Below are 19,167 nucleotides of genomic sequence, written 5' to 3' on the forward strand. Positions count from 1 at the left end.
TTCTAAAATGACGGCGCTATTGCAGACGTTGCGCCTTGGCGGGATCCCAGGTGGCCAGCACGCGATCGCCCGGCCGGAACGGGTGGACGTCGAAGGTGGACTCGGGAAGATGGGAGAACAGGGCGGTGCCGTCGTCGAGCGTGAGCGAGACGGCAACATAGGAGCCCTGGTACTCGGTCTGGGTCAGCCGCGCCGGCGCGCCGAATGCGCCGTCAACGAACGGCATGATGCCGAGCTGATCGGCGCGTACGGCGATGAGGCTGCCGGCGTCGCTGAGAACGTTGTGGCCGCCGATGAAGCGCGCCACGAATTCGGTGCGGGGATGGTGGAAGATGTCGCGGGCCGTGCCCTGCTGCTCGATCTTGCCCTGGTTCATCACCACGATGTGGTCGGCAAGCGCCATCGCCTCTTCCTGGCCGTGGGTGACCTGGATGAAGCTGATGCCGAGCTCGCGCTGCAGGCGCTTCAGCTCGCCGCGCATCTTGACCCGCAGGAACGGATCGAGCGCGGACAGCGGCTCGTCGAGCAGAAGGATCTGCGGCTCGGTGATCAGCGCCCGGGCGAGCGCCACGCGCTGCTGCTGGCCGCCGGAGAGCTGGGCCGGCAGGCGGCTGGCATAGGGGCTCATCGCCACCAGCTCCAGAAGCTCGCCGGCGCGCTTGTGCCTGGTCGCGCGGTCGATGCCGCGCATTTTCAGGGCAAACGCAACATTGTCGAGCACGGTGAGGTGCGGAAACAGCGCGTAGGACTGGAACATCATGGCCGTGCCGCGCTTGGCGGGCTCGAGGTCCGTGACGTTCTGCGGGCCGAGGATGATGTCGCCCTCGCTGACCGCTTCATGACCGGCGATCATGCGTAGCGTCGAGGTTTTGCCGCAGCCGGACGGGCCGAGCAGGCAGCAATAAGTGCCGGCCGGGATCTTCAGATTGACATTGTCCACCGCCAGCGTCGTGTCATAGCGCTTGGTGACGGCAACCAGTTCGAGAGCGGCAGGAGTGGCCATGGCGTGTCCGAGAGGAGGGCGGTGCTCCGCCTCTCTCCGCAAGGTCCGTGCCAACCGCGGCAGGATTGCCGAATTCGGAAACTGTGCTGCGGAGTCAGATCGTTAGATTGAATCCAGTACGATTGTGCGGCACATGGTGCCGGCAGAGATGTGCACACAAAATGGGCGAAGATTGTATAAAGTTTCGCCTGTGATTGGATACAGCTCGTCGATTACCATCGAAGGCCGAACGCTGATCGCGCCCTCAAACCCACACTTCGAACTGATGGCCGCCAAATCCCGCCCGAAACCCGATGCGCCCGACGTGAGCGATCGCGTCAGCCGGATCAGGGAGGGCGTGACCGCGGCGATCCTCGAGCATCGCCTGTTGCCGGGCACCAAGCTTGGCGAGGATGAGATCGGCGAGATCTATGGGGCGAGCCGCACGCTGGTCCGCACCGCGCTGCAACAGCTTGCGCATGAGGGCATCGTCAATATCGAGAAGAACCGCGGCGCTTTTGTTGCGCGCCCGACGCCCGCGGATGCCCGCGAGGTGTTCGAGGCGCGCCGCCTGGTCGAGCCCACTATCGTCGATCACGCCGTTGATGCCGTTTCGCCCGCGTGGATCGAGCGCCTTCAGCAACACCTCACTGAGGAGCGGGAAGCCGAGCTGCGCGGCGACGCGCGCGCCTCGGTCCGGCTCTCCGGCGACTTTCATCGGCTCATCGCCGAGATGAGCGGCCACAGCATCTATCTCGGCTTCCTCAAGGAGCTGATCGCGCGCTCCTCGCTGATCATCCTGCTCTATCGCCGCCACGACACGCCCGCCTGCGGCACTGATCATCATGCCGAGATCGTCACCGCGATCCGCAAGCGCGACAAGCAGGCGGCGCGCACGCAGATGCTGTCGCATCTGAATGAGATCGAAGCCGAGCTGTTCCTCAAGGATCCCGCCGCGGACGAGTTGCGGCTTGCCGACGTGCTCGGCGCGTAAGCGGGCCGCATCGCTCGGCTATGGCCGCGAAGATCCTTCGTTGCGCCTGACTGTGATGGTTGCAATCTTTCGTTGATTTGTCGGTTGCTCCTATTGCTCGACTTTTGAATAGAGTTCGATGCAAGCGAGGCAGCCTCGCTTACTTATGTGCCGCAACTTCCCGATAAATGTTTCTGGAAATGCATCTCCGTTGGACTCGAATGGCTGTAATGCAGAATCGCCCTATAGTTGCAAATTGACTCTGCCTGATGGCAGGCATCAACTCTCGCTCTCCCATGACATCGGCTGGCTGACTTTTGCCTGGCGACCTGTCGCAGTGGCCGCATAGCGGCACCCCAGCGGGGAGTTGAACATGTCGGGATTGCGTAGGCGGATCGGCCTCACGGCGGTGCTCGCGACGATCGTCTGCAGCGCATCGCCTGCACCGGCTCAGCAGGACGGCGCCGTCCTGTTCCGCAACGTCAAGATCTTTGATGGCAAGAACGCAGCGCTCTCGGCGCCATCCAATGTCCTCGTCAGGGACGGCAAGATCGAGAAGATCTCGATCGCGGATATCGCGGCCACTGGCCAGGTCATCGACGGCGGCGGCCGGGTGCTGATGCCTGGACTCATCGATGCGCATTGGCACGCGATGCTGGTACGCCCGACGCCGATGGCGGCGCTTGCAGGCGATATCGGCTACAACAATCTTGTTGCTGCAAGCGAGGCGACTGCAACGCTGATGCGCGGCTTCACCACGATACGCGACATGGGTGGACCGACCTTCGGCCTCAAGCAGGCGATCGACGAGGATCTCGTCGCCGGCCCGCGCATCTATCCGTCTGGCGCCATCATCACCATCACCGGCGGCCACGGTGACTTCCGCCAGCTCTCCGACCTGCCGCGAACCATCGGCGGAATGCTCAGCCGCATGGAGCGGATCGGCGGCAGCATGGTCGCCGACAGTCCCGACGAGGTGCGCGTGCGCGCACGTGAGCAGCTGATGCAGGGCGCCTCCCAGGTCAAGCTGACTGCGGGCGGTGGCGTGGCTTCGCCGTTCAGTCCATTGGACGTCTCGACCTTCACCGAGCCCGAGCTGCGCGCCGCCGTCGAGGCCGCCGAGAACTGGGGCACTTATGTTGCCACGCACGCCTATACGCCGGTTGCGATCCAACGCTCGATTGCAGCCGGCGTGAAGTGCATCGAGCACGCCCATCTCATGGACGAAGCGAGCGCGAAGCTGATGGCCGAGAAGGGAATCTGGCTCAGCACCCAGCCGTTCCTGGACATGTCCATGGGTGCCGGGCTTGGGCCGGCGGAGCAGGACAAGCTGCGGCAGGTTGTCGCCGGCACGGACCGTGTCTATGAGCTGGCCAGGAAATACCACCTCAAGACCGCGTTTGGCACCGACGTCCTGTTCTCGCAGGCGCTAGCGGAGAAGCAGGGCTCGATGCTGGCGGCACTGACACGCTGGTACACGCCGGCCGAAGCGCTGGCCATGGCAACGTCGACCAATGCGGAACTGCTGAGTTTGTCCGGCCCGCGCAATCCATATCCGGGCAAGCTCGGCGTGGTGGAGGAAGGCGCCTTCGCCGATCTTCTGCTGGTCGACGGTAATCCGCTCGACAACATCAACTTGGTCGAGGACCCCGCGAAGAACTTCGTGGTGATCATGAAGAACGGCAAGATCTACAAGAATGTTCTGCCACGCTGAGCATCGCGCCTTGGGCGGCGTGGGATTGTGGGATTGTAAGGCCGAGAGGCGCGTGCGCCTCCCGGCCGGAGTCGCCGTCAACGCCAGCGGGCCGTCACTGTCTTTGCCGCAGCCGCAGGCTTCACTTTCGGCACGATTGCGACCTCGCCACCGCGGCCGAACACCAGGATCTCGGTGACGTCGCGATCCATCTTGATCACATAGTTATAGCCGTCGAGCAGTCGCGCCACGACCCGCGACAGTGTGCCGGAGTAGCTGCCGCTGACCTCGCTCATGAGCGGGACCGCGGACCGGACCTTCACTGCGAACAGCTTGTCGAAGCGGGCCAGAACGTCGGCAAGGCTGTCGCCACTTGTCTGCAACTGTAATGCCTGCAGATCACCGTCGACGCGAATGTCGGCTTTGGCCGGGGCAATCAGGCCGCAGGCAAGACTCATCGCGACCGCCAGAGCGGCATGGCGGTCGCGCGGGGCGGAAGGACGATCAGCCACGGCTAATGATTGCCGTTGCCTTGATCGTCATCGTCATCGCTGTGCCTGAGCTTGATGTAGATTCGCGAGCGATGGCAGATCCGCGGCTCGACATCGCCATTAGAGTAGGTATGCGTTTCCACGGCTGTCGTCACATGCGCCGCGGTCAGCGTCTTGCCGTCCTCGGAGATTATGCCCGTCGTCGGCGGGATCGCGTCGACCGTCGAGGTCTGGCCAGTCCGCGGGCCGGTCAGGTGCGTCTCGGTGTAGCTGCCCGGCACCATGGTGCTGGTCCAGGTCCCGTCCTCGTTGACGGTGTAGGTAAAAGAGAAGCTGAAATCGGCGGAGCCGGCGGCCGGCGGGAAATGCGGAAAGCCGCCGGGGCCGGGGGTGGGACGAATGGTGATGCCGACCACGGTGCCTTTCACGGTGCCGGTGCCATTGCCGTTGAACTTGCGGATGCCTTCCACTGCGAATGAGTTGGCATAGGCGTCTGTCGAGGATCCCGGCACGGCGTCATTCGGGCGCAGATTGGTCTGGAATCCCGAGTTCGGCAGTGCAACGCCCGGCGTTGGGTTGGGAAGCCCCGGGCCGTTCGGATCGCCGACATGACCCGGCGCGACCAGGCATTCGGCCGATCCCGTGAAGCCGTAGGATCCTTCAGCCTGGGACCATCGAAATCGGCTGAGGCCGGGCCGACGCCGGCGAGCAAACCAAGAACGACAAGGCTGCCGGCCAAATCAATGCGTGAATTGAATTGCATGGAGTCCTCCTCAATGAATTTTCTGAGTGCCTGAACGGAAAAACGCCTGGTGATATCGGTGCTCACGACGTCGCGGACGCGGTGCCTCTGACGATCGTGCCGGATGTTGCAGCGCTTCCAAATCCAGCCTCCCGCGCTGTCGCACATCGAGATTCGAAACAGTGCGGTAGCCGCCGTCACGGGAGCGCAAAAAAAACGTGAAACCCGGCAGGAAGGTGTGACCTATCCCACTTGCCCTCGCCGGTGGCGCTCGTAGGATCGCGTGAAAAGAGCGGATCAACCGTCGCTAGGGGGAGGAGCCGGTGTGGGTCCGCAACTGACATCGCGCAGCACCATGCGATTGCGGCTGCTTGGCCGCTTGGTCGTGACGACCATTCATGACCAGTCCTCGGCAATCGCCCTGCCGACGCGCAAGTCCGGCGTCCTGCTTGCTTATCTTGCCATGAGCCGTGACTACGCGGCGCAGCGCGAAGAGCTCGCGACGCTGTTGTGGGGGGACTGTTCGGACCAGCAGGCCCGACAAAGCCTGCGGCAGGCGCTGGCGATGCTGCGCAAGCATCTTGGTCCATCGCTCGTTATCGCCGACGCGGGAGTGGTACGGCTCGACGGCGAGCTATGGTCGATCGACGCGCGCGAATTCGAGCAGCTGTCGCGATCGACCAAGGCCGCGGAGCTTGCGCTTGCCGCGCGTCTGTTCACCGGCGACTTTCTCGCCGGTCATCACATTGATGAGGAGGGCATCGAGGAGTGGGTGGCCGGTCAGCGAACGCGGCTCCAGCTTGCAGCGGCGCATCTCTGCGCGACATTTGTCGAGCGCCCTGATCTCGTCACGGATCCCAACGATGCGATCGCAGCGGTCGAGCAACTCATCGCGCTCGATCCGCTGCGCGAGGATGTCCAGCGGCTCGCGATCGCACTTTATGCGCGCTATCACGGCCGTCATGAGGCGCTGACCCGCGCCGCCGGATTTGCCGATGTGTTGCAGCGCGAGCTCGGCGTCGGCCCCGAGAAGGCGACGCGCGAGATGCTCGACGGCTTGCGCTCCAGCGCTGTCGAAGCCGATCGCGCGGTTGCGGTCGATTGCGCAGCTGCACCAGCTATCCCGGATGCGCCGCGCTTGTCGCCGGCGGCGGTTGCGCCAAGACACAAAAAGAGCGCGCTGCGCCAAATGGTGGGAAGGGTCCTGGCAGGATCCGGTCTGGTGCTGGTCCTGACTTTGGGCGCGCTGTTCGAGCTGCGCGCGCGGCAGCATACTGATGTCGCGGAACTTGCCGCGGGGGCGTCCCCCGAGGCCGGCGATTTCTGGCGTTCGCCGTCCTCAGGCGGCGAGGTGACACTCCCGAACGGCCTCGTGCCGATCCTGGTGCTGCCCTTCACGACGCTCGGCGCCGCGGACGACCATCTCCAGCTCACCGCCGACATGCTGACCGATGATCTCACCAACACGCTGTCCCGCCTGCCGTCGTTCCGCGTGATCTCGCAGCAAACGGCACGCAGCTTCGCCGGTCAGCCGATCGATGTCGGCAGGCTCGGCCACGAGTTGAAGGTACGTTACGTGCTCGAAGGCAGCGTCCGGCGGCAGGAGGAGGGGCTGCGCGTCAATGTCGAGCTGGTCGATCCTTCGAGCCGGCTGTCGATCTGGAGCAGCCGGATCGAACGCGATGGCGCCGACCGGCAGGGCTTGCGGGACGAGATCGTCGCGCGGCTCGCCCGCGAGCTCCAGTTCGAGATGCTGCCGATCGAGAGCTCGCGCCTGTCGCAGAGCTCGGACGCCGCCGCGCTCGCCTATCGCGGCTGGGCTGCGCTGTCGGAGGTGCGTCTTGACGGCTATCGCCAGGCGCTGGCGCTGTTTGAGGGCGCGCTGGAGAAGGAGCCGCAGAATCTGCGCGCCCTCACGGGCATCGGCGCCTATCACGCCCGGATGGGGGCGCAGGTGCTGGATACCGAGTCGAGGGCGCATCGCAAGGCGGCGATCGAGATCCTGCGCAAGGTGCTGGAACGCGATCCCGACTCCAGCAACGCGCATTTCTATCTCGCGCTCGCGCTCAACACGTTGCCGACGCTGCCGGAGGCAATGGAGCATCTGGAGCGCGCGATAAGGATCGATCCCAGCGATGCCAGCGCGCATGCGCAGATCGGCAACGGGCTGATCCGTTCGGGCCGCCCCGCGGAGGGGCTCGCGCATGTGCGTTACGCGATCCGGCTTAGCCCGCGCGATCCGATCATGCCGATCTGGCTGGAGTTTGCCGGTAATGGCGAGCTTGAATTGAAGAGATATCCGGAGGCCATCGCGCTGTTCAAACGTTCGGTCGCGCTCAATCCGCGCTATCCCCGCGGCTGGGCCGGACTGACCGCGGCCTATGCGCTGACAGGGGATGTGGAGGAGTCCCACCGGATGGCGGAGCGGCTCAGGATGTTCGCGCCAACGCTGGACAACAATGGCCTCGCCTCGCAATTCGGTCGTCATCCCGGTTCGGCCTTGCGTGCCGGCTTGCAACTCGCTCTTGCCGCTCCGGCAGACCGCTAGAGCTTGGAACACAAGCCCCAAAAAGTTGCGGCCAGCCATTGGGGGATGGCTGGCCGCGCGCGAACCGGTCTGGGACGGGGAGGGGTGGGGATGTGACCGGGTCGCGTAACTCGTTTGTTTGTCTCTACTGATCGAACTACTGGTCTCTCGCGCTGGCGGTCGAGACCGCCGGCTTGGTATCGCCAAGCGAGACCCAGACGTTGGCATCGCTCTGCGACTGGCGCTTGACAAAGCGGTAGCCGGTCTCCGTCCAGGCGACGACGTTCTCGTTCTGATTGTCGAGAACGAACTCGCCCTTGTCGGTTTTCACCGTCAGCACCGCGTGTCCTTCGCCCTTCTTGTCGCGCACGACCGTGATGAGCAGGGCCTCGCGCGGCCAACCGGCGTCCATCAGCATCTTGCGCTTCAGCAGCACGTAATCTTCACAGTCGCCGTAGCCGTCGGTCGGCAGCGACCATTTCTCGACGACGCCCCAGTGCTCCTGGTCGGTCAAAGGCTTGATCGTCTCGTTGACCCAGCGATTGACCTTGGTCAGGTCGCGCCACGCGGCCTGCGACATCACGATGTCGCGCGGCTGCGTCGCTCCGCCCTGACACTGAGCGGCGTTCTCTGCACAAAACTCGACCCAGCCGATCGGCGCACGCGTCGTGTCGCCGAGGCTCGCGTAGAGCAGACGGCTTTCGCCGGCCTGCACCGCCGAGCTCATTCCGAACAGCATGGCGGCGAGCGCCAGTGCCTTTCCCTGTCCCCTGAAGTCCAACATTGCGGCCCCCGTTTCTTGTTGGGACCACATTTCGCACGGAGCTTTTGAGTTGCCGCTAAGTCGACCAAGTCAAGTCGAGACGAATGCAAGTAAAACTGGCGGCGAATTCGATCTATACTTGAATAGAATTCGACTAAAATTCGAAAATACTGCAATTGATTCAAATTTTAGGGATTAACGCGGAAACGCTGGCGGAACCGCTGGTTGGGGGCATGAACAGGCCGCGCGTTAACCCGCCCGCGGCCGCTGCAAGACGCGAGAAAGGCGGCGTCTGCATCGCAGAGGCCGCCTTCAGAGCTGGTAAAACAGGGGTTTTGGCGCTGTCGCGCTTTACCGCGCGGTAACGCTCTCTTCGAGAGTCTCGATCGGCTGCGCGTGCATGAACTCGAGCGCGAAGCCGTCCTCGAGGTTTCGCACCACGCGGCCCTGGACCCGGCCGAGCAGAACGATCGATTTCAGCGGCGGGCGGTTCTCCGCAGCAATGGCGGCACCGGACAGCGACAGGTCGATGATGCGGCAAGTCATCTTGGTGCCGTCCTCGAGCGTCAGCACCGCGATCGGGTTGCGCGGCACAATACGGTCGTGGCGGCGGTCTTCCGGCAAATTGAGGATGTCGCGGTTGGCGAGCCAGGTCAGCTGGGCCGCGAGCTTGTCGCGCTTGCGCGGCGTCGCGCCCACCGTCATCGCGAAGCCGTTGTCGATGATCCTTGTGATCTTGCCCTCGACCCTGCCGATATGGTCGAGATAGGCGACCACGCGGTCGCCGACATTGCCGATGCCGGGCGCGAGCAGCGCAAGGCCCCCCGGCGACATGTTGATCACCTGGCAGGGGAATTCACGGCGATCCGGCAGCATGTAACGGCCGAGCAGGTGCACCTTCACCCGCTGGAAACGCCGACGTTCCTCGGCGGCCGGAAGAAATTTTTTGTTCGCCAACGCCATTTTCACTACCCGACCCCCCGCCCGGGCGGAGTCCGACACGACCCTAAGGTGCATAGGGTTAACGCCGCGTTATGATTTGGCGTGGCGATGACGGACCGACACAATGCGTTCAAAAAGCCACATCAGCGGCGGGCAGTATCCCAGTGTTCCCGGACCGGAGGAGCGCAGCCGTCCCGGGCCGACGACCGGGCCCCTAGGCTTTCCTGGTCGCCCGCCCATAGAGCAGGCACAGCAGCGCCAGCAGCACTGCGGCCGAGAGTCCCAGCGACCAGTGAATCCCGATCGCAGCACCAAAGACGCCGACGGTGATGCCGCTGAACGCGCGCATGCCAAGTCCCGCCATATTATAGAGGCCGACGACACGACCGCGAATGTCGGAGGGCGCATTCAGCTGAACCAGCGCCTGGGCCATGGTGTTGAAGGAAAGCTCGAAGAAGCCGGCAAAGAACAGCAGCACGATCGCGACGGGGTAGATCCGCACCGCGGCGAAGCCGAGCAGCGCGACACTCCAGAGCATCGCGAGCGTGATCGCCGTGCGCGCCGTGCCCTTCAACCGTCCCCAGGATTCCAGCGCGATGCCGGCGAGTAGCGCGCCGGCGGCGTCGGCCGCGAGCAGCACGCTGTAGGACACGCCAGGATCGCCATGACCGAGATCGCCGGCAAAGCCCGGCATCTGCGCGTGATAGGCATTGCCAATCATGAAGGAGGTGAGGCCGGCAAGCCATGTCATCGCCATCAGCACCGGCTGGGTGCCGATCGCGCGCATCGTCAGCAGGATGTCGGCAAAGCCGCGCACGGCGTAGCGCCGCATGGCGACGCTCTTGTCTCGGACCGGTGCCCAGAACAGCCACAGCAGCATCGGCAGATAGAACAGCGTGTTGAAGATGATGCCGTGCGAAGTGCCGAGCGTCAGCATGATGAGACCGCCCACGGCCGGCCCCACCAGGATGCCGAGATAACGCGCCATTGCATTTAGCCGCACCGCGCTCGGAAGATCGGCAGGACCGACTAGATCGTAGAGCAGCAGTTGGTTCGGCGTCTGCCACAGCACGCCGGCACAGCCGTGGATCACCAGGAGCAGCATCGCGTGCCACATCTGGATCGTGTCGGTGATGAAGAAGAAGCCCCATCCCGCCGAGGCGACGATGAACAGCAACATGCCGCACTGGATGATGCGGCGCGGGTCGAACCGGTCGGCGAGCCCGCCGACCACGACCGAGAACAGCAGGAATGGCAGCCAGTGCGACAGCACGGCAAAGCCGCCCAGCGTCGGCGAGTGGAATTTCTGGAACACCACCCAATAGCTGATCACGTGCTCGATATTATCCGCCATCATCGCCAGCACATAGGCGATGAACTGCAGCCGGTACGGCACGGACTTCATCGCCGCGAACGAGCCGGACGCGGCTACGGGATTTTGGGGGATTGGGTTCAAACGATCACCTTGGCAGGATTGCGCCCGCGGCACCTATGATCGCTGCCTCGGTTGGCATCTGGCCGAACCTCACATACGCTCTGTCCGAGCCCGCGCCATCATTCAACACAAGACGGGCCGCGAGGAAACAGCCATGGATTCAATCCGCGTATGCACCCACGCCGGACCGGGCTCGGAGCCCGTGATCAAGACCGTGCCGTGGCCGAAGGTCGGTCGCAAGGGTGCGCTGATCAAGATCGGCGCGTGCGGCGTCTGTGGCACCGATTTGCATATTTTGAAAGGACACTGGCCGAAGCCGCTACCCTGGCCGTTCACGCTCGGCCACGAGCTCGGCGGCGTCATCGTCGAATGCGGCGATGAATTCACGGAAGACTTCATGAGCAAGCCGCTCAAGGTCGGCTCGAAAGTGATGATCCCGCCACTGATGCCCTGCGGCCGCTGTTATTACTGCATTCACTATCCGCAGACCGCCAACAAATGCCTGACGCCGGTTTATTACGGCCGCTACCTTGGCTTCGACAAGGCGCCGCACATGTGGGGCGGCTGGGCTGAATATGTCTATGTCGATCTCGACATGCTGCCAGGCACCAAGATCTACAAGCTGCCCGACGATATGTCGCTGCGCTTAGGTGCGCTGTCGGAGCCGCTGACATCGTGCATCCGCGCGTTCAATCGCGCGAGCCGCGCCGGCGGCTTCACCTGGGCCGACACCGTGGTGATCCAGGGTTCCGGCCCGATCGGCATTTTGGCGGTCGCAGCGGCGAAGGAGATGGGGGCAGGGCGCGTCATCTGCGTCGGCGCGCCGGAGGAGCCGCGCCTAAAACTCGCGCGCGAGTTTGGCGCGGAAGCCACCGTGAACATCGAAGAGATCGCATCGCCGCAAGAGCGCATCGCGCGCGTCCGCGAGATCGTCGGCGGTTTTGGCGCCGATCTCGTGATGGATTGCTCGGGCCACCCCTCAGCCGGTCCCGAAGGCATTGAGATGCTGCGCGACGGCGGCACCTATGTCGAGATGGGCCAGTTCACCGACGCCGGCTCGATCGAGACCTCATGGCACCGCATCTGCACCAAGGACCTCAACGTGCTCGGCTCCTGGGGATTCACGGGTAACGATCTCCCGCTCGGTGTCGACATGCTCTACCGCACCCGCGATAAATATCCCTGGCTGAAGATGCAAACGATCTATCCGTTCACGGAGGAGGGCGTCGCGCGAGCCGTGAAAGATGCGATGGCGATGAAGACGGTGAAATCGACCATCGTGCCGTGGCCGGATCTGGTGGAGTGAGATCTAGTAGCCCGGGTGGAGCGCAGGCGTAATCCGGGCTGCCGGTCCGACATTGCGCCAGGCTACGAGTCGGAATCTGGAATAAGAGCTACGATGACAAACGAACAACCAAGCCGCACCAGCTCACCCTTCAGCGCCATCCGAGCGATCGACTACACCGTCATCTTCGTGCGCGACATGGCCGCGATGCGTAGCTTCTACGAGGACGTGCTCGCTCTATCCCTGCTGCGCGAGCTATCGCCGAATTGGATCGAGTATGGGATAGGGAGCAACACGCTCGCATTGGCGCGACCGAGCCGCACGGCGACTGATGCACCGCCGCCGGCGGGGAGTGCCTCACTGCAACTGGCGTTCAAGGTCTCGGCCACCGAGGTCGACGCTTGCGCCGAGGAACTCGTGCAGCACGGCGTGGTGCTGCCGTCGCCACCGACAAACCAAGCCTTCGGGCATCGCACGCTGTTTTTCCGCGATCCCGACGGCAATCTACTGGAGGTCTACGCCGAGATCTGAGATTGATGGAACCGCATGCCCTAAAAGTTCCACAGAGAATCCGCGAATGATCCACCTGGGCGTGAAACTTAAGCGCGGGTTCCGGCTTTCAGTTCGCGGGAGAGTATCCGTGAAGCGAATCCTGAAACCCATCACCTACTTCCTGGCGGCCGTCTACTTCCTGGTGGATGCGGTGTTCGTGGCCGTGGCGCGGCCGATCTCGGCTTGGCTTGCCCGGCACTTCGAATTCAAGCGGCTGCGCGCCTGGATCAGATCGCTGCCGCCTTATCCGTCGTTGGCGCTGTTTTCCGTGCCCGTGCTCATTCTGGAGCCGATCAAGCCGGTTGCGGCGTACCTCGTTGCGACCGGTCAGTTCCTCAGCGGTATGGTGGCGTTCGTCGGCTGCGAGCTGCTCAAGCTGGTGCTGGTCGAGCGCCTGTTTCATCTGACGCGCGACAAGCTGATGCGGATCCCGGCTTTCGCCTGGGCCTACGGCAAATTCACTGAGATGAGGGCATGGCTGCAGGCGACCGAAGCCTGGCGCGCTATTCGCTCCCTAAGTCACGCGGCCAAGGACTCTGTCGCGCGGGTGAGAGCAAGGCTCGCCGAAAGCTTCAGCAGGCCCGTGACATCGAGGGATTAGAGCCGCGCTTGCTACGCGAGCTTGCGCGGCGCGGCCGTGGCCTTGTCGCCGGTGTTCGGCGTGCCGGTCGGCTCGATCAGCATCAGATGAACCTCCTCACGGGCCACCGGGCGGTGCTCGACACCTTTGGGCACCACATGGAGCTGGCCTGGGCCGAGCGTCACGGTGCGGTCCCGCAACTCGATGTCGAGCTTGCCCCTGAGTACGAGAAAGAAATCGTCAGTGTCGTCGTGCCTGTGCCAGGTGAACTCGCCCTTCACCTTCACCACCATCACGTCGCACTCTTTCGTAAGGCAGGATTTGGGGTGGCATGACTGACGTGGCATGACATGTGTCCGTCAACCTGCCGAGCGCTGCAATGGCTGTTACCTTGCGGCAAAGCAGGGCATGCATGCCTCCCTCGCACGGCCGATCGAGCCCAATTCAGGCGCGACGGCCGCAAAAGCCCGCCATTCCGGCCCGAAATCGCGCTAAAGGCAGGGCTGAGCGCCCCCGAACCTGTTCACCCTGTCGCCAATGCCATGCATCAAAGCCATGGTGATTTGGCAGCTTCTGGCGTAAAGAGCGTCCAAATCAAAATCATGATGGGTGTGACCGGGCCTTCTGCAGTGATTGCAGCGTCGAGGCCCCTCGGCTCTTTCCGCTCCGCGCCCGGACCAACCAAGGTTTTCCATTCCGTGTCTTTTCCGGCCGTGACCCCGCCGCTTGCCCGTGCTTTGGCTGAGCGCAATTACGATTCACCGACACCTGTTCAGCTCGCCGTGCTCGGCAAGGATGCCGTCGATCGCGACCTGCTGGTGTCGGCGCAAACAGGCTCGGGCAAGACCGTTGCCTACGGGCTGGCCATGGCCAGGGACCTTCTTGATGATGCCGAGCGGTTCGCGCAGGCCGCGGCGCCTCTGGCGCTGATCGTCGCGCCGACCCGCGAGCTCGCCTTGCAGGTCCAGCGCGAACTGACCTGGCTCTATGAGCATGCCGGGGCGCGCGTCGTCTCCTGCGTCGGCGGCATGGACCCGCGCCGCGAGCAGCGTGAGCTGGCCGCGGGCGCCCATATCGTCGTCGGCACGCCCGGCCGCTTGTGCGATCATCTGCGCCGCAAACGCCTCGATATCTCGGAATTGAAGGTCGTCGTGCTCGACGAGGCCGACGAGATGCTCAATCTCGGCTTTCGCGAGGACATGGAGTTCATCCTCAAGACCACGCCGGAGACGCGCCGCACCTTGTTGTTCTCGGCGACTTTCCCGCGCGGCATCGTGGCGCTTGCGAAACAGTATCAGCAGCAGGCGTTTCGAATCGAGGTCGCCGGCGACGAGGGCGGTCACGCCGATATCGAGTACCGTGCGATCCGGGTCGCTGCCGGCGATGTCGAGCATGCGGTCGTCAACGTGCTGCGCTTTTACGAGTCGCCGAGCGCACTGGTATTCTGCAATACGCGCGATGCGGTCAGGCATTTGCAGGCGGCGCTGCTGGAGCGCGGTTTTTCCGTGGTCGCTCTCTCAGGCGAATTGACGCAGAACGAGCGTACCTTGGCGCTCCAGTCGCTCCGGGACGGACGCGCCCGCATTTGCGTGGCGACAGACGTGGCCGCCCGCGGCATTGACCTGCCGAGCCTCGACCTCGTCGTTCACGCCGATCTGCCGAACGATCCGGAGGTCATGCAACATCGCTCAGGCCGCACCGGGCGCGCGGGCCGCAAGGGCGTGAGCGTTCTGCTGGTGCCGCCAATACGACGGCGGCGTGCCGATGTACTGTTAAATTTGTCCGGCATCGAGGCGAACTGGGGCACGGCGCCGCAAGCGGATGAGATTCGCAAGCTCGATCATGAACGCATGAAGGACGTGTTGTTCACCGAGGAAACGTCCGCCGACGATCTCGAGCTGGCGAAGGCCTTGCTGGCCGAGCGGTCGGCCGAGGACATCGCCGCAGCACTGGCTCGGCTCTATCGCGCGCGGCTTCCGTCGCCGGAAGACATTATCGATCCCGGTGAACGAAGCAGCCGGCCGCGCGATGATCGTCATCGCGACGATCGCGCACCGCGTGGCGACGACCGCTCCGAGCGGCCTCGCGCCAAGGCGGGGAAGTCATCGCCGAAACATGTGATGACGGAGCCTACCGTCTGGTTCCGGGCCGCCATCGGCCGCCGCAAGAATGCCGAGGCGCGCTGGCTGTTGCCGATGATCTGCCGCCGCGGCGGCATCGACAAGCGCGACATCGGAGCGATCAAGATCAGCGACACCACCACCGAGTTCGAGATTTCCGAGCGCGTCGCCGAATCCTTCGCCGCCAAGGTCAAGCGTCCGGACAAGGAAGACAGCATCCGCATCGAGCTGGTGACGGGCGCGCCGCAGGAGCAGGCTCCGGTGGAGAAGCGCGCACGCGCTCCGCAGCGCGATCAAGGCGACGACAATCAAGTCGCCCGCCGGAGCGACGATACCTGGAACGCCAAGGGGCCGAAGCCTCACGACAGGCCGCGCGGAAAGCCGGAGGGCAAGCATCAGGGCAAGCCGCACGCCAAGAGTGATTTCAAGCCTCACGACGGCGGCAAATCTGGCAAGCCGGCATTCGGGAAGAAGAACAAGAAATTCGGAGACAAATCCGGTGACGCCAAATATGCGCCGTCGGTCACCGAATGGCCAGGCGCGTCGGGTAAGAAGAACAAGAAGAAGCACCGCGGCTGAGCGGTCGCGGGGCAGGGGCCTATCGGGCGAGCTCGCGCAGCATGTAGGTCGCGCTCGCGCCGTAGGACGCGAGCTTGGCGCGCAGCGCCGCATCCGGCGTGACGGGCTGGAAGCCGAGGCGTTCCCACAGCACGCGCGTGCCATAGACCGAGACCAGCGCAAGCGTCGTGATGCCTGAAGATCGCGCGAGCTGTTCGATCTCCGCAACATATGCGCGCGCCACGCCGCCTCGGGCGTCGGGCAGCACGGCGACGTCGTGCACGTAGAGGCAGTCGGCGGCCTCAGGCAATTGGCCGAGGAAACCGTCGAGCGGCGGAATCTGTTGCTGCATCCAGGGATGTGCAAGACCGTAGCCTGCGATCCCGCTGCCCGTGGCGAGCACGCGGCAGCCATCCGGAGAGAGCCGCATCTTTTCCGCGAGCACGTCGGGCCGCTCGGGAAGATCGGGATGAATCCGCGCCGCGATCGCACTGATCGCCTCGAGATCGGTGATGTGCGCACGACGCCAATGTGGCCTGCTCATCTTCGCTATTCCGTATCATCAGCCGCAATTTATTCCGCCCCCTTGATGCGCGCAGCCAAAAATATCTTTGCCCGCTTTCGAGGAATAGTGCGGGGGCCGCGGCGTCCTACCCCGTGCAAGCCAATTGCATGACAGGAGACACCATGACGACATCCTCGATCCGCCTCGTGTTCACGCTCGCAGCGTCACTCGCACTCACCTCGGCTGCGTTCGCGGCGCCGCCGACCAAGACCGGCAAGACCGACAAGGGCAACGTGCTTACCGACGCCAAGGGCATGTCGCTCTACACGTTCGACAAGGACATGGACGGCAAATCGGCCTGCAACGGCCCGTGTGCGACTAACTGGCCGGCGCTGAAGGCCGAGGCCAGCGACGCGCCCGGCGACGGCTACACCATCATCACCCGCGACGACGGCTCCAAGCAATGGGCGCACAAGGGCAAGCCGCTCTACACCTTCGCCAAGGACACCAAGCCCGGCGACATCACCGGCGACGGCTTTCTGAATGGCGCCTGGCATCTGGCGATGCCGTGATAGGGAGGCTGCCTAGCGCAGCCCCTCATACACTATCAGCCCGCGTGCGATCTGCAGTTTGCGGATCGTGCGCGGCAGCAATTTCTCCGGCTGGTGCAGGTAGCGCCAGGAAGTGAGGGTGAACGGGCCGAGCGCGCCGCATTCGTCGTCGAACGGTGCGAGCACGCCGGTCACGCTGACAGGCGTATGCGGGCGGGCGTTGAAGGGCAGCAGCAGCAGCTCGAGATGCGCCTTGCTGCCGTCCTCGCGCTGCGCGGTGAGACCGGCGATCGCACCCAGCGTCTCGTCGGCGACGACGGTCGTGATCTCCTCGATCTCGCTGCGGCTCGCATCCGTGAACAAGGCGGCAAAGTCCCGGTCCTTGAGATCAAGGCCTGCGAGCGCGCAGACGCGGGTGCCGGCAACGCGGAACGGAAAGCCTGCCTTCGGCTCGCAGGACAGCACAAAAATGTCGCCCAGCAGCTCGCGCACCGCGGCCGGGTCGATATCGGCCCGGTCAGGAGCCCGCGCGCTACCGCGCTTTGTGTCCCAATACGCGAAGAATGCGCGGCTCGATGGATGTTTCATGATCGACGCTTACCCTCGGCGCAACCTCGTGGGACAAAGCTGTCCCGCTTCAGCGCACCTGAGATCCCTTTGATGTTGTGCAGGAGGGGAATTGCAGCGTCCATGCCGCGGAGGCGTTTTTGGCATCCGCAGGCCTGCCTTTACGGCGTTAACGTTAAATTAACTATGCGCTTTGCGTGTCCCGCGCGCCTGTTATGGTGATTCCAGTCGCAAGCCTCGCCGCTTTCTCCAGGTTCTCGGCGAGGCCTGTACACGGGCGTCAAACAGCTTGGTCACTGGCCGCGGGGAGGGGTGGGGATACACCTTATTCTCCCGTTGCGTCGGAAAGGCCGACACGGACAGGCAGGGCTTTCCCAGGGCCCTGCCTTTTCCTTTTGTGCACTTGCGCAAGGCCGGCAAACGCGACTATCTCCAGCTTTGTTGCCTCGATCGCGCCTGAAAGCGAAACCGCCTTGGATTCCCCGTCACAACCCCCGTCGAACCATCCGGTCGTCGCCGAAGAGGCCCGGCGCGAGCCGATCCTGACCTTGCCGTGGCCGCTGACGGCCTATGTCGTGCTGCTGGCGCTGATCCATCTGCGGGTGCTGCTGCCGCCGGAACTCGAGAACTGGACCATCGACGTGTTCGGCTTCATCCCGAAGCGCTACGATTCCTCCCTGGTCAATCTGCAATTCGAGGGCGGCGCCGGCGCGAAGGTCTGGACCTTCGTCACCTATTCGCTGCTGCACGCCAATCTCACCCATCTCGCCTTCAACGTGCTGTGGCTGCTGCCGTTCGGCAGCGCGCTGGCGCGACGCTTCGGCGCACTGCGCTTCTTCGTCTTCCTGGCGGTGACGGCCGCCGCCGGCGCGCTCGCCCATCTCGTCACCCACGAGCATGCGGTGGTGCCGATGATCGGCGCCTCGGCCTCAGTCTCGGGCGCAATGGCGGCGGCGATCCGGTTCGCCTTCGTGCGCGGCAGCTTCCTGTCGTTCAGTCGTTCGGACGCCGATACCGCCGCGAGAGTTCCGGCACTGCCGCTGGTCCAGGCGTTGCGCGATCGTCGGATCGTCGGTTTCCTCGGTGTGTGGTTCGCCCTCAACATCATCTTCGGCGTCGGCGCGATCGGCGTCGACAGCGAGAGCGCTGGCGTCGCCTGGGAAGCGCATATCGGCGGCTTTTTCGCCGGCCTGTTGCTGTTCGCACTGTTCGATCCCGTGCCGCGCGTGCGAAGCGATGATGCTGCGGATGCGTCATCACAGGACATTTCAAACGGTATTTGAAGCGGCGCTTGCGGCGCAGCCCGAATTCATCCATCATTCTGCGGAAGAATGTTCCGAAGCAGCAAGCTCATAGAAGCTGCACTTCGCAAAGCGCTCGAGCGTGAAACCGGCGCTGAAACTGTTAGTTGAAGACTCGCGAACAAGTCCGGACCGCGCAAAGCGGACGGAGCCGATTCAGGGAGGCGACAATGACGGTACGTTCCATTCTCAATACCAAGGGCCATCAGATCATGAGCGTCGCGCCGGACGCCAAGCTCGCCGCTGCCGTCAAGCTGCTCGGCGAGAAGAAGATCGGCGCGGTGCTGGTGATGGACCAGAGCCGGCTCGAGGGCGTCCTGTCCGAGCGCGACATCGTGCGCGTGCTCGGAGAGCGTGGCGCCGGCGTGCTGGACGAGGCGGTCTCCCAGGTCATGACGCGCAAGGTCGTGAGCTGCAAGGAGACCGACACGGTCGCCGAACTGATGGAGATGATGACGACAGGCAAGTTCCGCCATCTGCCAGTCGTCGACAACGGCAAGGTGGTCGGCCTGATCTCGATCGGCGACATCGTCAAATGGCGCGTGCGGGAATACGAGTCCGAGCAGGAAGCCCTGCGCGACTACATCAAGACGGCCTAAG

Annotated in this window: 19 protein-coding genes; 10 read left to right on the forward strand and 9 right to left on the reverse strand. The window is 64.0% G+C overall.

What is annotated here, in order from left to right; genetic code table 11:
• Nucleotides 1–16 precede the first annotated feature (16 nt).
• Nucleotides 17–1,003 (reverse strand): ABC transporter ATP-binding protein, encoded by a 987-nt coding sequence (locus tag L6637_RS34695; protein WP_237866253.1) that lies wholly within the window; start codon nucleotides 1,001–1,003, stop codon nucleotides 17–19.
• 265 nt (nucleotides 1,004–1,268) lie between these two features.
• On the opposite strand from L6637_RS34695, the gene L6637_RS34700 reads away from it, so the two are divergent.
• Entirely contained in the window at nucleotides 1,269–1,976 is a 708-nt protein-coding gene (locus L6637_RS34700; protein WP_237873488.1) for a GntR family transcriptional regulator, read from the forward strand.
• 352 nt (nucleotides 1,977–2,328) lie between these two features.
• The gene (locus tag L6637_RS34705; protein WP_237866255.1) at nucleotides 2,329–3,669 is read left to right on the forward strand and encodes a metal-dependent hydrolase family protein; all 1,341 of its coding nucleotides are present in this window, start codon (nucleotides 2,329–2,331) and stop codon (nucleotides 3,667–3,669) included.
• A gap of 77 nt (nucleotides 3,670–3,746) precedes the next feature.
• Here L6637_RS34705 and L6637_RS34710 read toward each other — a convergent pair whose 3' ends face one another.
• Nucleotides 3,747–4,160, reverse strand: a complete 414-nt coding sequence (locus tag L6637_RS34710; RefSeq protein ID WP_237866256.1) for a hypothetical protein — start codon at nucleotides 4,158–4,160, stop codon at nucleotides 3,747–3,749.
• 2 nt (nucleotides 4,161–4,162) lie between these two features.
• Complete coding sequence (locus L6637_RS34715; RefSeq protein WP_237866257.1) at nucleotides 4,163–4,651, reverse strand: hypothetical protein; 489 nt, start codon at nucleotides 4,649–4,651, stop codon at nucleotides 4,163–4,165.
• A gap of 615 nt (nucleotides 4,652–5,266) precedes the next feature.
• Between L6637_RS34715 and L6637_RS34720 the strand changes: the two genes are divergently transcribed.
• On the forward strand, nucleotides 5,267–7,429 hold the full coding sequence (locus L6637_RS34720; RefSeq protein ID WP_237873490.1) for a tetratricopeptide repeat protein: 2,163 nt from the start codon (nucleotides 5,267–5,269) through the stop codon (nucleotides 7,427–7,429).
• A gap of 136 nt (nucleotides 7,430–7,565) precedes the next feature.
• Here the strand turns inward: L6637_RS34720 and L6637_RS34725 are convergent, their stop codons facing one another.
• The 3 genes from L6637_RS34725 to L6637_RS34735 all read right to left on the reverse strand — a co-directional run bounded on the left by L6637_RS34725 (nucleotide 7,566) and on the right by L6637_RS34735 (nucleotide 10,569).
• Entirely contained in the window at nucleotides 7,566–8,192 is a 627-nt protein-coding gene (locus L6637_RS34725; protein WP_237866259.1) for a transglutaminase-like cysteine peptidase, read from the reverse strand.
• A gap of 330 nt (nucleotides 8,193–8,522) precedes the next feature.
• Nucleotides 8,523–9,134, reverse strand: a complete 612-nt coding sequence (locus L6637_RS34730) for a PilZ domain-containing protein (protein WP_237866260.1) — start codon at nucleotides 9,132–9,134, stop codon at nucleotides 8,523–8,525.
• Nucleotides 9,135–9,327: 193 nt separating this feature from the next.
• Nucleotides 9,328–10,569, reverse strand: a complete 1,242-nt coding sequence (locus L6637_RS34735; protein WP_271604696.1) for an MFS transporter — start codon at nucleotides 10,567–10,569, stop codon at nucleotides 9,328–9,330.
• 133 nt (nucleotides 10,570–10,702) lie between these two features.
• Between L6637_RS34735 and L6637_RS34740 the strand changes: the two genes are divergently transcribed.
• From L6637_RS34740 to L6637_RS34750, 3 genes are all read left to right on the forward strand, one after another.
• Nucleotides 10,703–11,854, forward strand: coding sequence for a zinc-binding dehydrogenase (locus tag L6637_RS34740; protein ID WP_237866261.1), 1,152 nt, complete (start codon nucleotides 10,703–10,705; stop codon nucleotides 11,852–11,854).
• Nucleotides 11,855–11,947: 93 nt separating this feature from the next.
• Nucleotides 11,948–12,364, forward strand: coding sequence for a VOC family protein (locus tag L6637_RS34745; protein ID WP_237866262.1), 417 nt, complete (start codon nucleotides 11,948–11,950; stop codon nucleotides 12,362–12,364).
• 109 nt (nucleotides 12,365–12,473) lie between these two features.
• Nucleotides 12,474–12,986, forward strand: coding sequence for a hypothetical protein (locus L6637_RS34750; protein ID WP_237866263.1), 513 nt, complete (start codon nucleotides 12,474–12,476; stop codon nucleotides 12,984–12,986).
• A gap of 11 nt (nucleotides 12,987–12,997) precedes the next feature.
• On the opposite strand, the gene L6637_RS34755 is transcribed toward L6637_RS34750, so the two are convergent.
• Entirely contained in the window at nucleotides 12,998–13,312 is a 315-nt protein-coding gene (locus L6637_RS34755) for a cupin domain-containing protein (RefSeq protein ID WP_237866264.1), read from the reverse strand.
• Between the two features lie 351 nt (nucleotides 13,313–13,663).
• Here L6637_RS34755 and L6637_RS34760 point away from each other — a divergent pair, with 351 nt between their 5' ends.
• On the forward strand, nucleotides 13,664–15,664 hold the full coding sequence (locus tag L6637_RS34760) for a DEAD/DEAH box helicase (protein ID WP_237866265.1): 2,001 nt from the start codon (nucleotides 13,664–13,666) through the stop codon (nucleotides 15,662–15,664).
• A gap of 19 nt (nucleotides 15,665–15,683) precedes the next feature.
• Here L6637_RS34760 and L6637_RS34765 read toward each other — a convergent pair whose 3' ends face one another.
• Nucleotides 15,684–16,187 carry a GNAT family N-acetyltransferase gene (locus L6637_RS34765; protein WP_237866266.1) on the reverse strand — a complete coding sequence of 168 codons (504 nt, stop codon included), beginning with the start codon at nucleotides 16,185–16,187 and terminating at the stop codon, nucleotides 15,684–15,686.
• 143 nt (nucleotides 16,188–16,330) lie between these two features.
• On the opposite strand from L6637_RS34765, the gene L6637_RS34770 reads away from it, so the two are divergent.
• Complete coding sequence (locus tag L6637_RS34770) at nucleotides 16,331–16,720, forward strand: COG4315 family predicted lipoprotein (RefSeq protein WP_237866267.1); 390 nt, start codon at nucleotides 16,331–16,333, stop codon at nucleotides 16,718–16,720.
• A 12-nt stretch (nucleotides 16,721–16,732) separates the two neighbouring features.
• Here the strand turns inward: L6637_RS34770 and L6637_RS34775 are convergent, their stop codons facing one another.
• Complete coding sequence (locus tag L6637_RS34775; RefSeq protein ID WP_237866268.1) at nucleotides 16,733–17,287, reverse strand: PAS domain-containing protein; 555 nt, start codon at nucleotides 17,285–17,287, stop codon at nucleotides 16,733–16,735.
• A 452-nt stretch (nucleotides 17,288–17,739) separates the two neighbouring features.
• Here L6637_RS34775 and L6637_RS34780 point away from each other — a divergent pair, with 452 nt between their 5' ends.
• Together L6637_RS34780 and L6637_RS34785 are read left to right on the forward strand one after the other, a co-directional pair.
• Nucleotides 17,740–18,549, forward strand: a complete 810-nt coding sequence (locus tag L6637_RS34780) for a rhomboid family intramembrane serine protease (protein ID WP_237866269.1) — start codon at nucleotides 17,740–17,742, stop codon at nucleotides 18,547–18,549.
• Nucleotides 18,550–18,737: 188 nt separating this feature from the next.
• Entirely contained in the window at nucleotides 18,738–19,166 is a 429-nt protein-coding gene (locus tag L6637_RS34785; RefSeq protein WP_237866270.1) for a CBS domain-containing protein, read from the forward strand.
• Nucleotide 19,167: the final 1 nt, after the last annotated feature.

This window comes from Bradyrhizobium zhengyangense (assembly GCF_022012435.1).
Taxonomy (GTDB): Bacteria; Pseudomonadota; Alphaproteobacteria; order Rhizobiales; family Xanthobacteraceae; genus Bradyrhizobium; species Bradyrhizobium zhengyangense.

What these genes read in the sequence shown, in the direction of transcription:
- L6637_RS34705 (WP_237866255.1), top strand. Translation starts at nt 2,329, where the DNA reads ATGTCGGGATTGCGTAGGCGGATCGGCCTCACGGCGGTGCTCGCGACG.
- L6637_RS34775 (WP_237866268.1), bottom strand. Translation starts at nt 17,287, where the DNA reads ATGAAACATCCATCGAGCCGCGCATTCTTCGCGTATTGGGACACAAAG.
- L6637_RS34785 (WP_237866270.1), top strand. Translation starts at nt 18,738, where the DNA reads ATGACGGTACGTTCCATTCTCAATACCAAGGGCCATCAGATCATGAGC.
- L6637_RS34755 (WP_237866264.1), bottom strand. Translation starts at nt 13,312, where the DNA reads ATGCCACGTCAGTCATGCCACCCCAAATCCTGCCTTACGAAAGAGTGC.
- L6637_RS34695 (WP_237866253.1), bottom strand. Translation starts at nt 1,003, where the DNA reads ATGGCCACTCCTGCCGCTCTCGAACTGGTTGCCGTCACCAAGCGCTAT.
- L6637_RS34725 (WP_237866259.1), bottom strand. Translation starts at nt 8,192, where the DNA reads ATGTTGGACTTCAGGGGACAGGGAAAGGCACTGGCGCTCGCCGCCATG.
- L6637_RS34740 (WP_237866261.1), top strand. Translation starts at nt 10,703, where the DNA reads ATGGATTCAATCCGCGTATGCACCCACGCCGGACCGGGCTCGGAGCCC.
- L6637_RS34770 (WP_237866267.1), top strand. Translation starts at nt 16,331, where the DNA reads ATGACGACATCCTCGATCCGCCTCGTGTTCACGCTCGCAGCGTCACTC.
- L6637_RS34745 (WP_237866262.1), top strand. Translation starts at nt 11,948, where the DNA reads ATGACAAACGAACAACCAAGCCGCACCAGCTCACCCTTCAGCGCCATC.
- L6637_RS34700 (WP_237873488.1), top strand. Translation starts at nt 1,269, where the DNA reads ATGGCCGCCAAATCCCGCCCGAAACCCGATGCGCCCGACGTGAGCGAT.
- L6637_RS34730 (WP_237866260.1), bottom strand. Translation starts at nt 9,134, where the DNA reads ATGGCGTTGGCGAACAAAAAATTTCTTCCGGCCGCCGAGGAACGTCGG.
- L6637_RS34765 (WP_237866266.1), bottom strand. Translation starts at nt 16,187, where the DNA reads ATGAGCAGGCCACATTGGCGTCGTGCGCACATCACCGATCTCGAGGCG.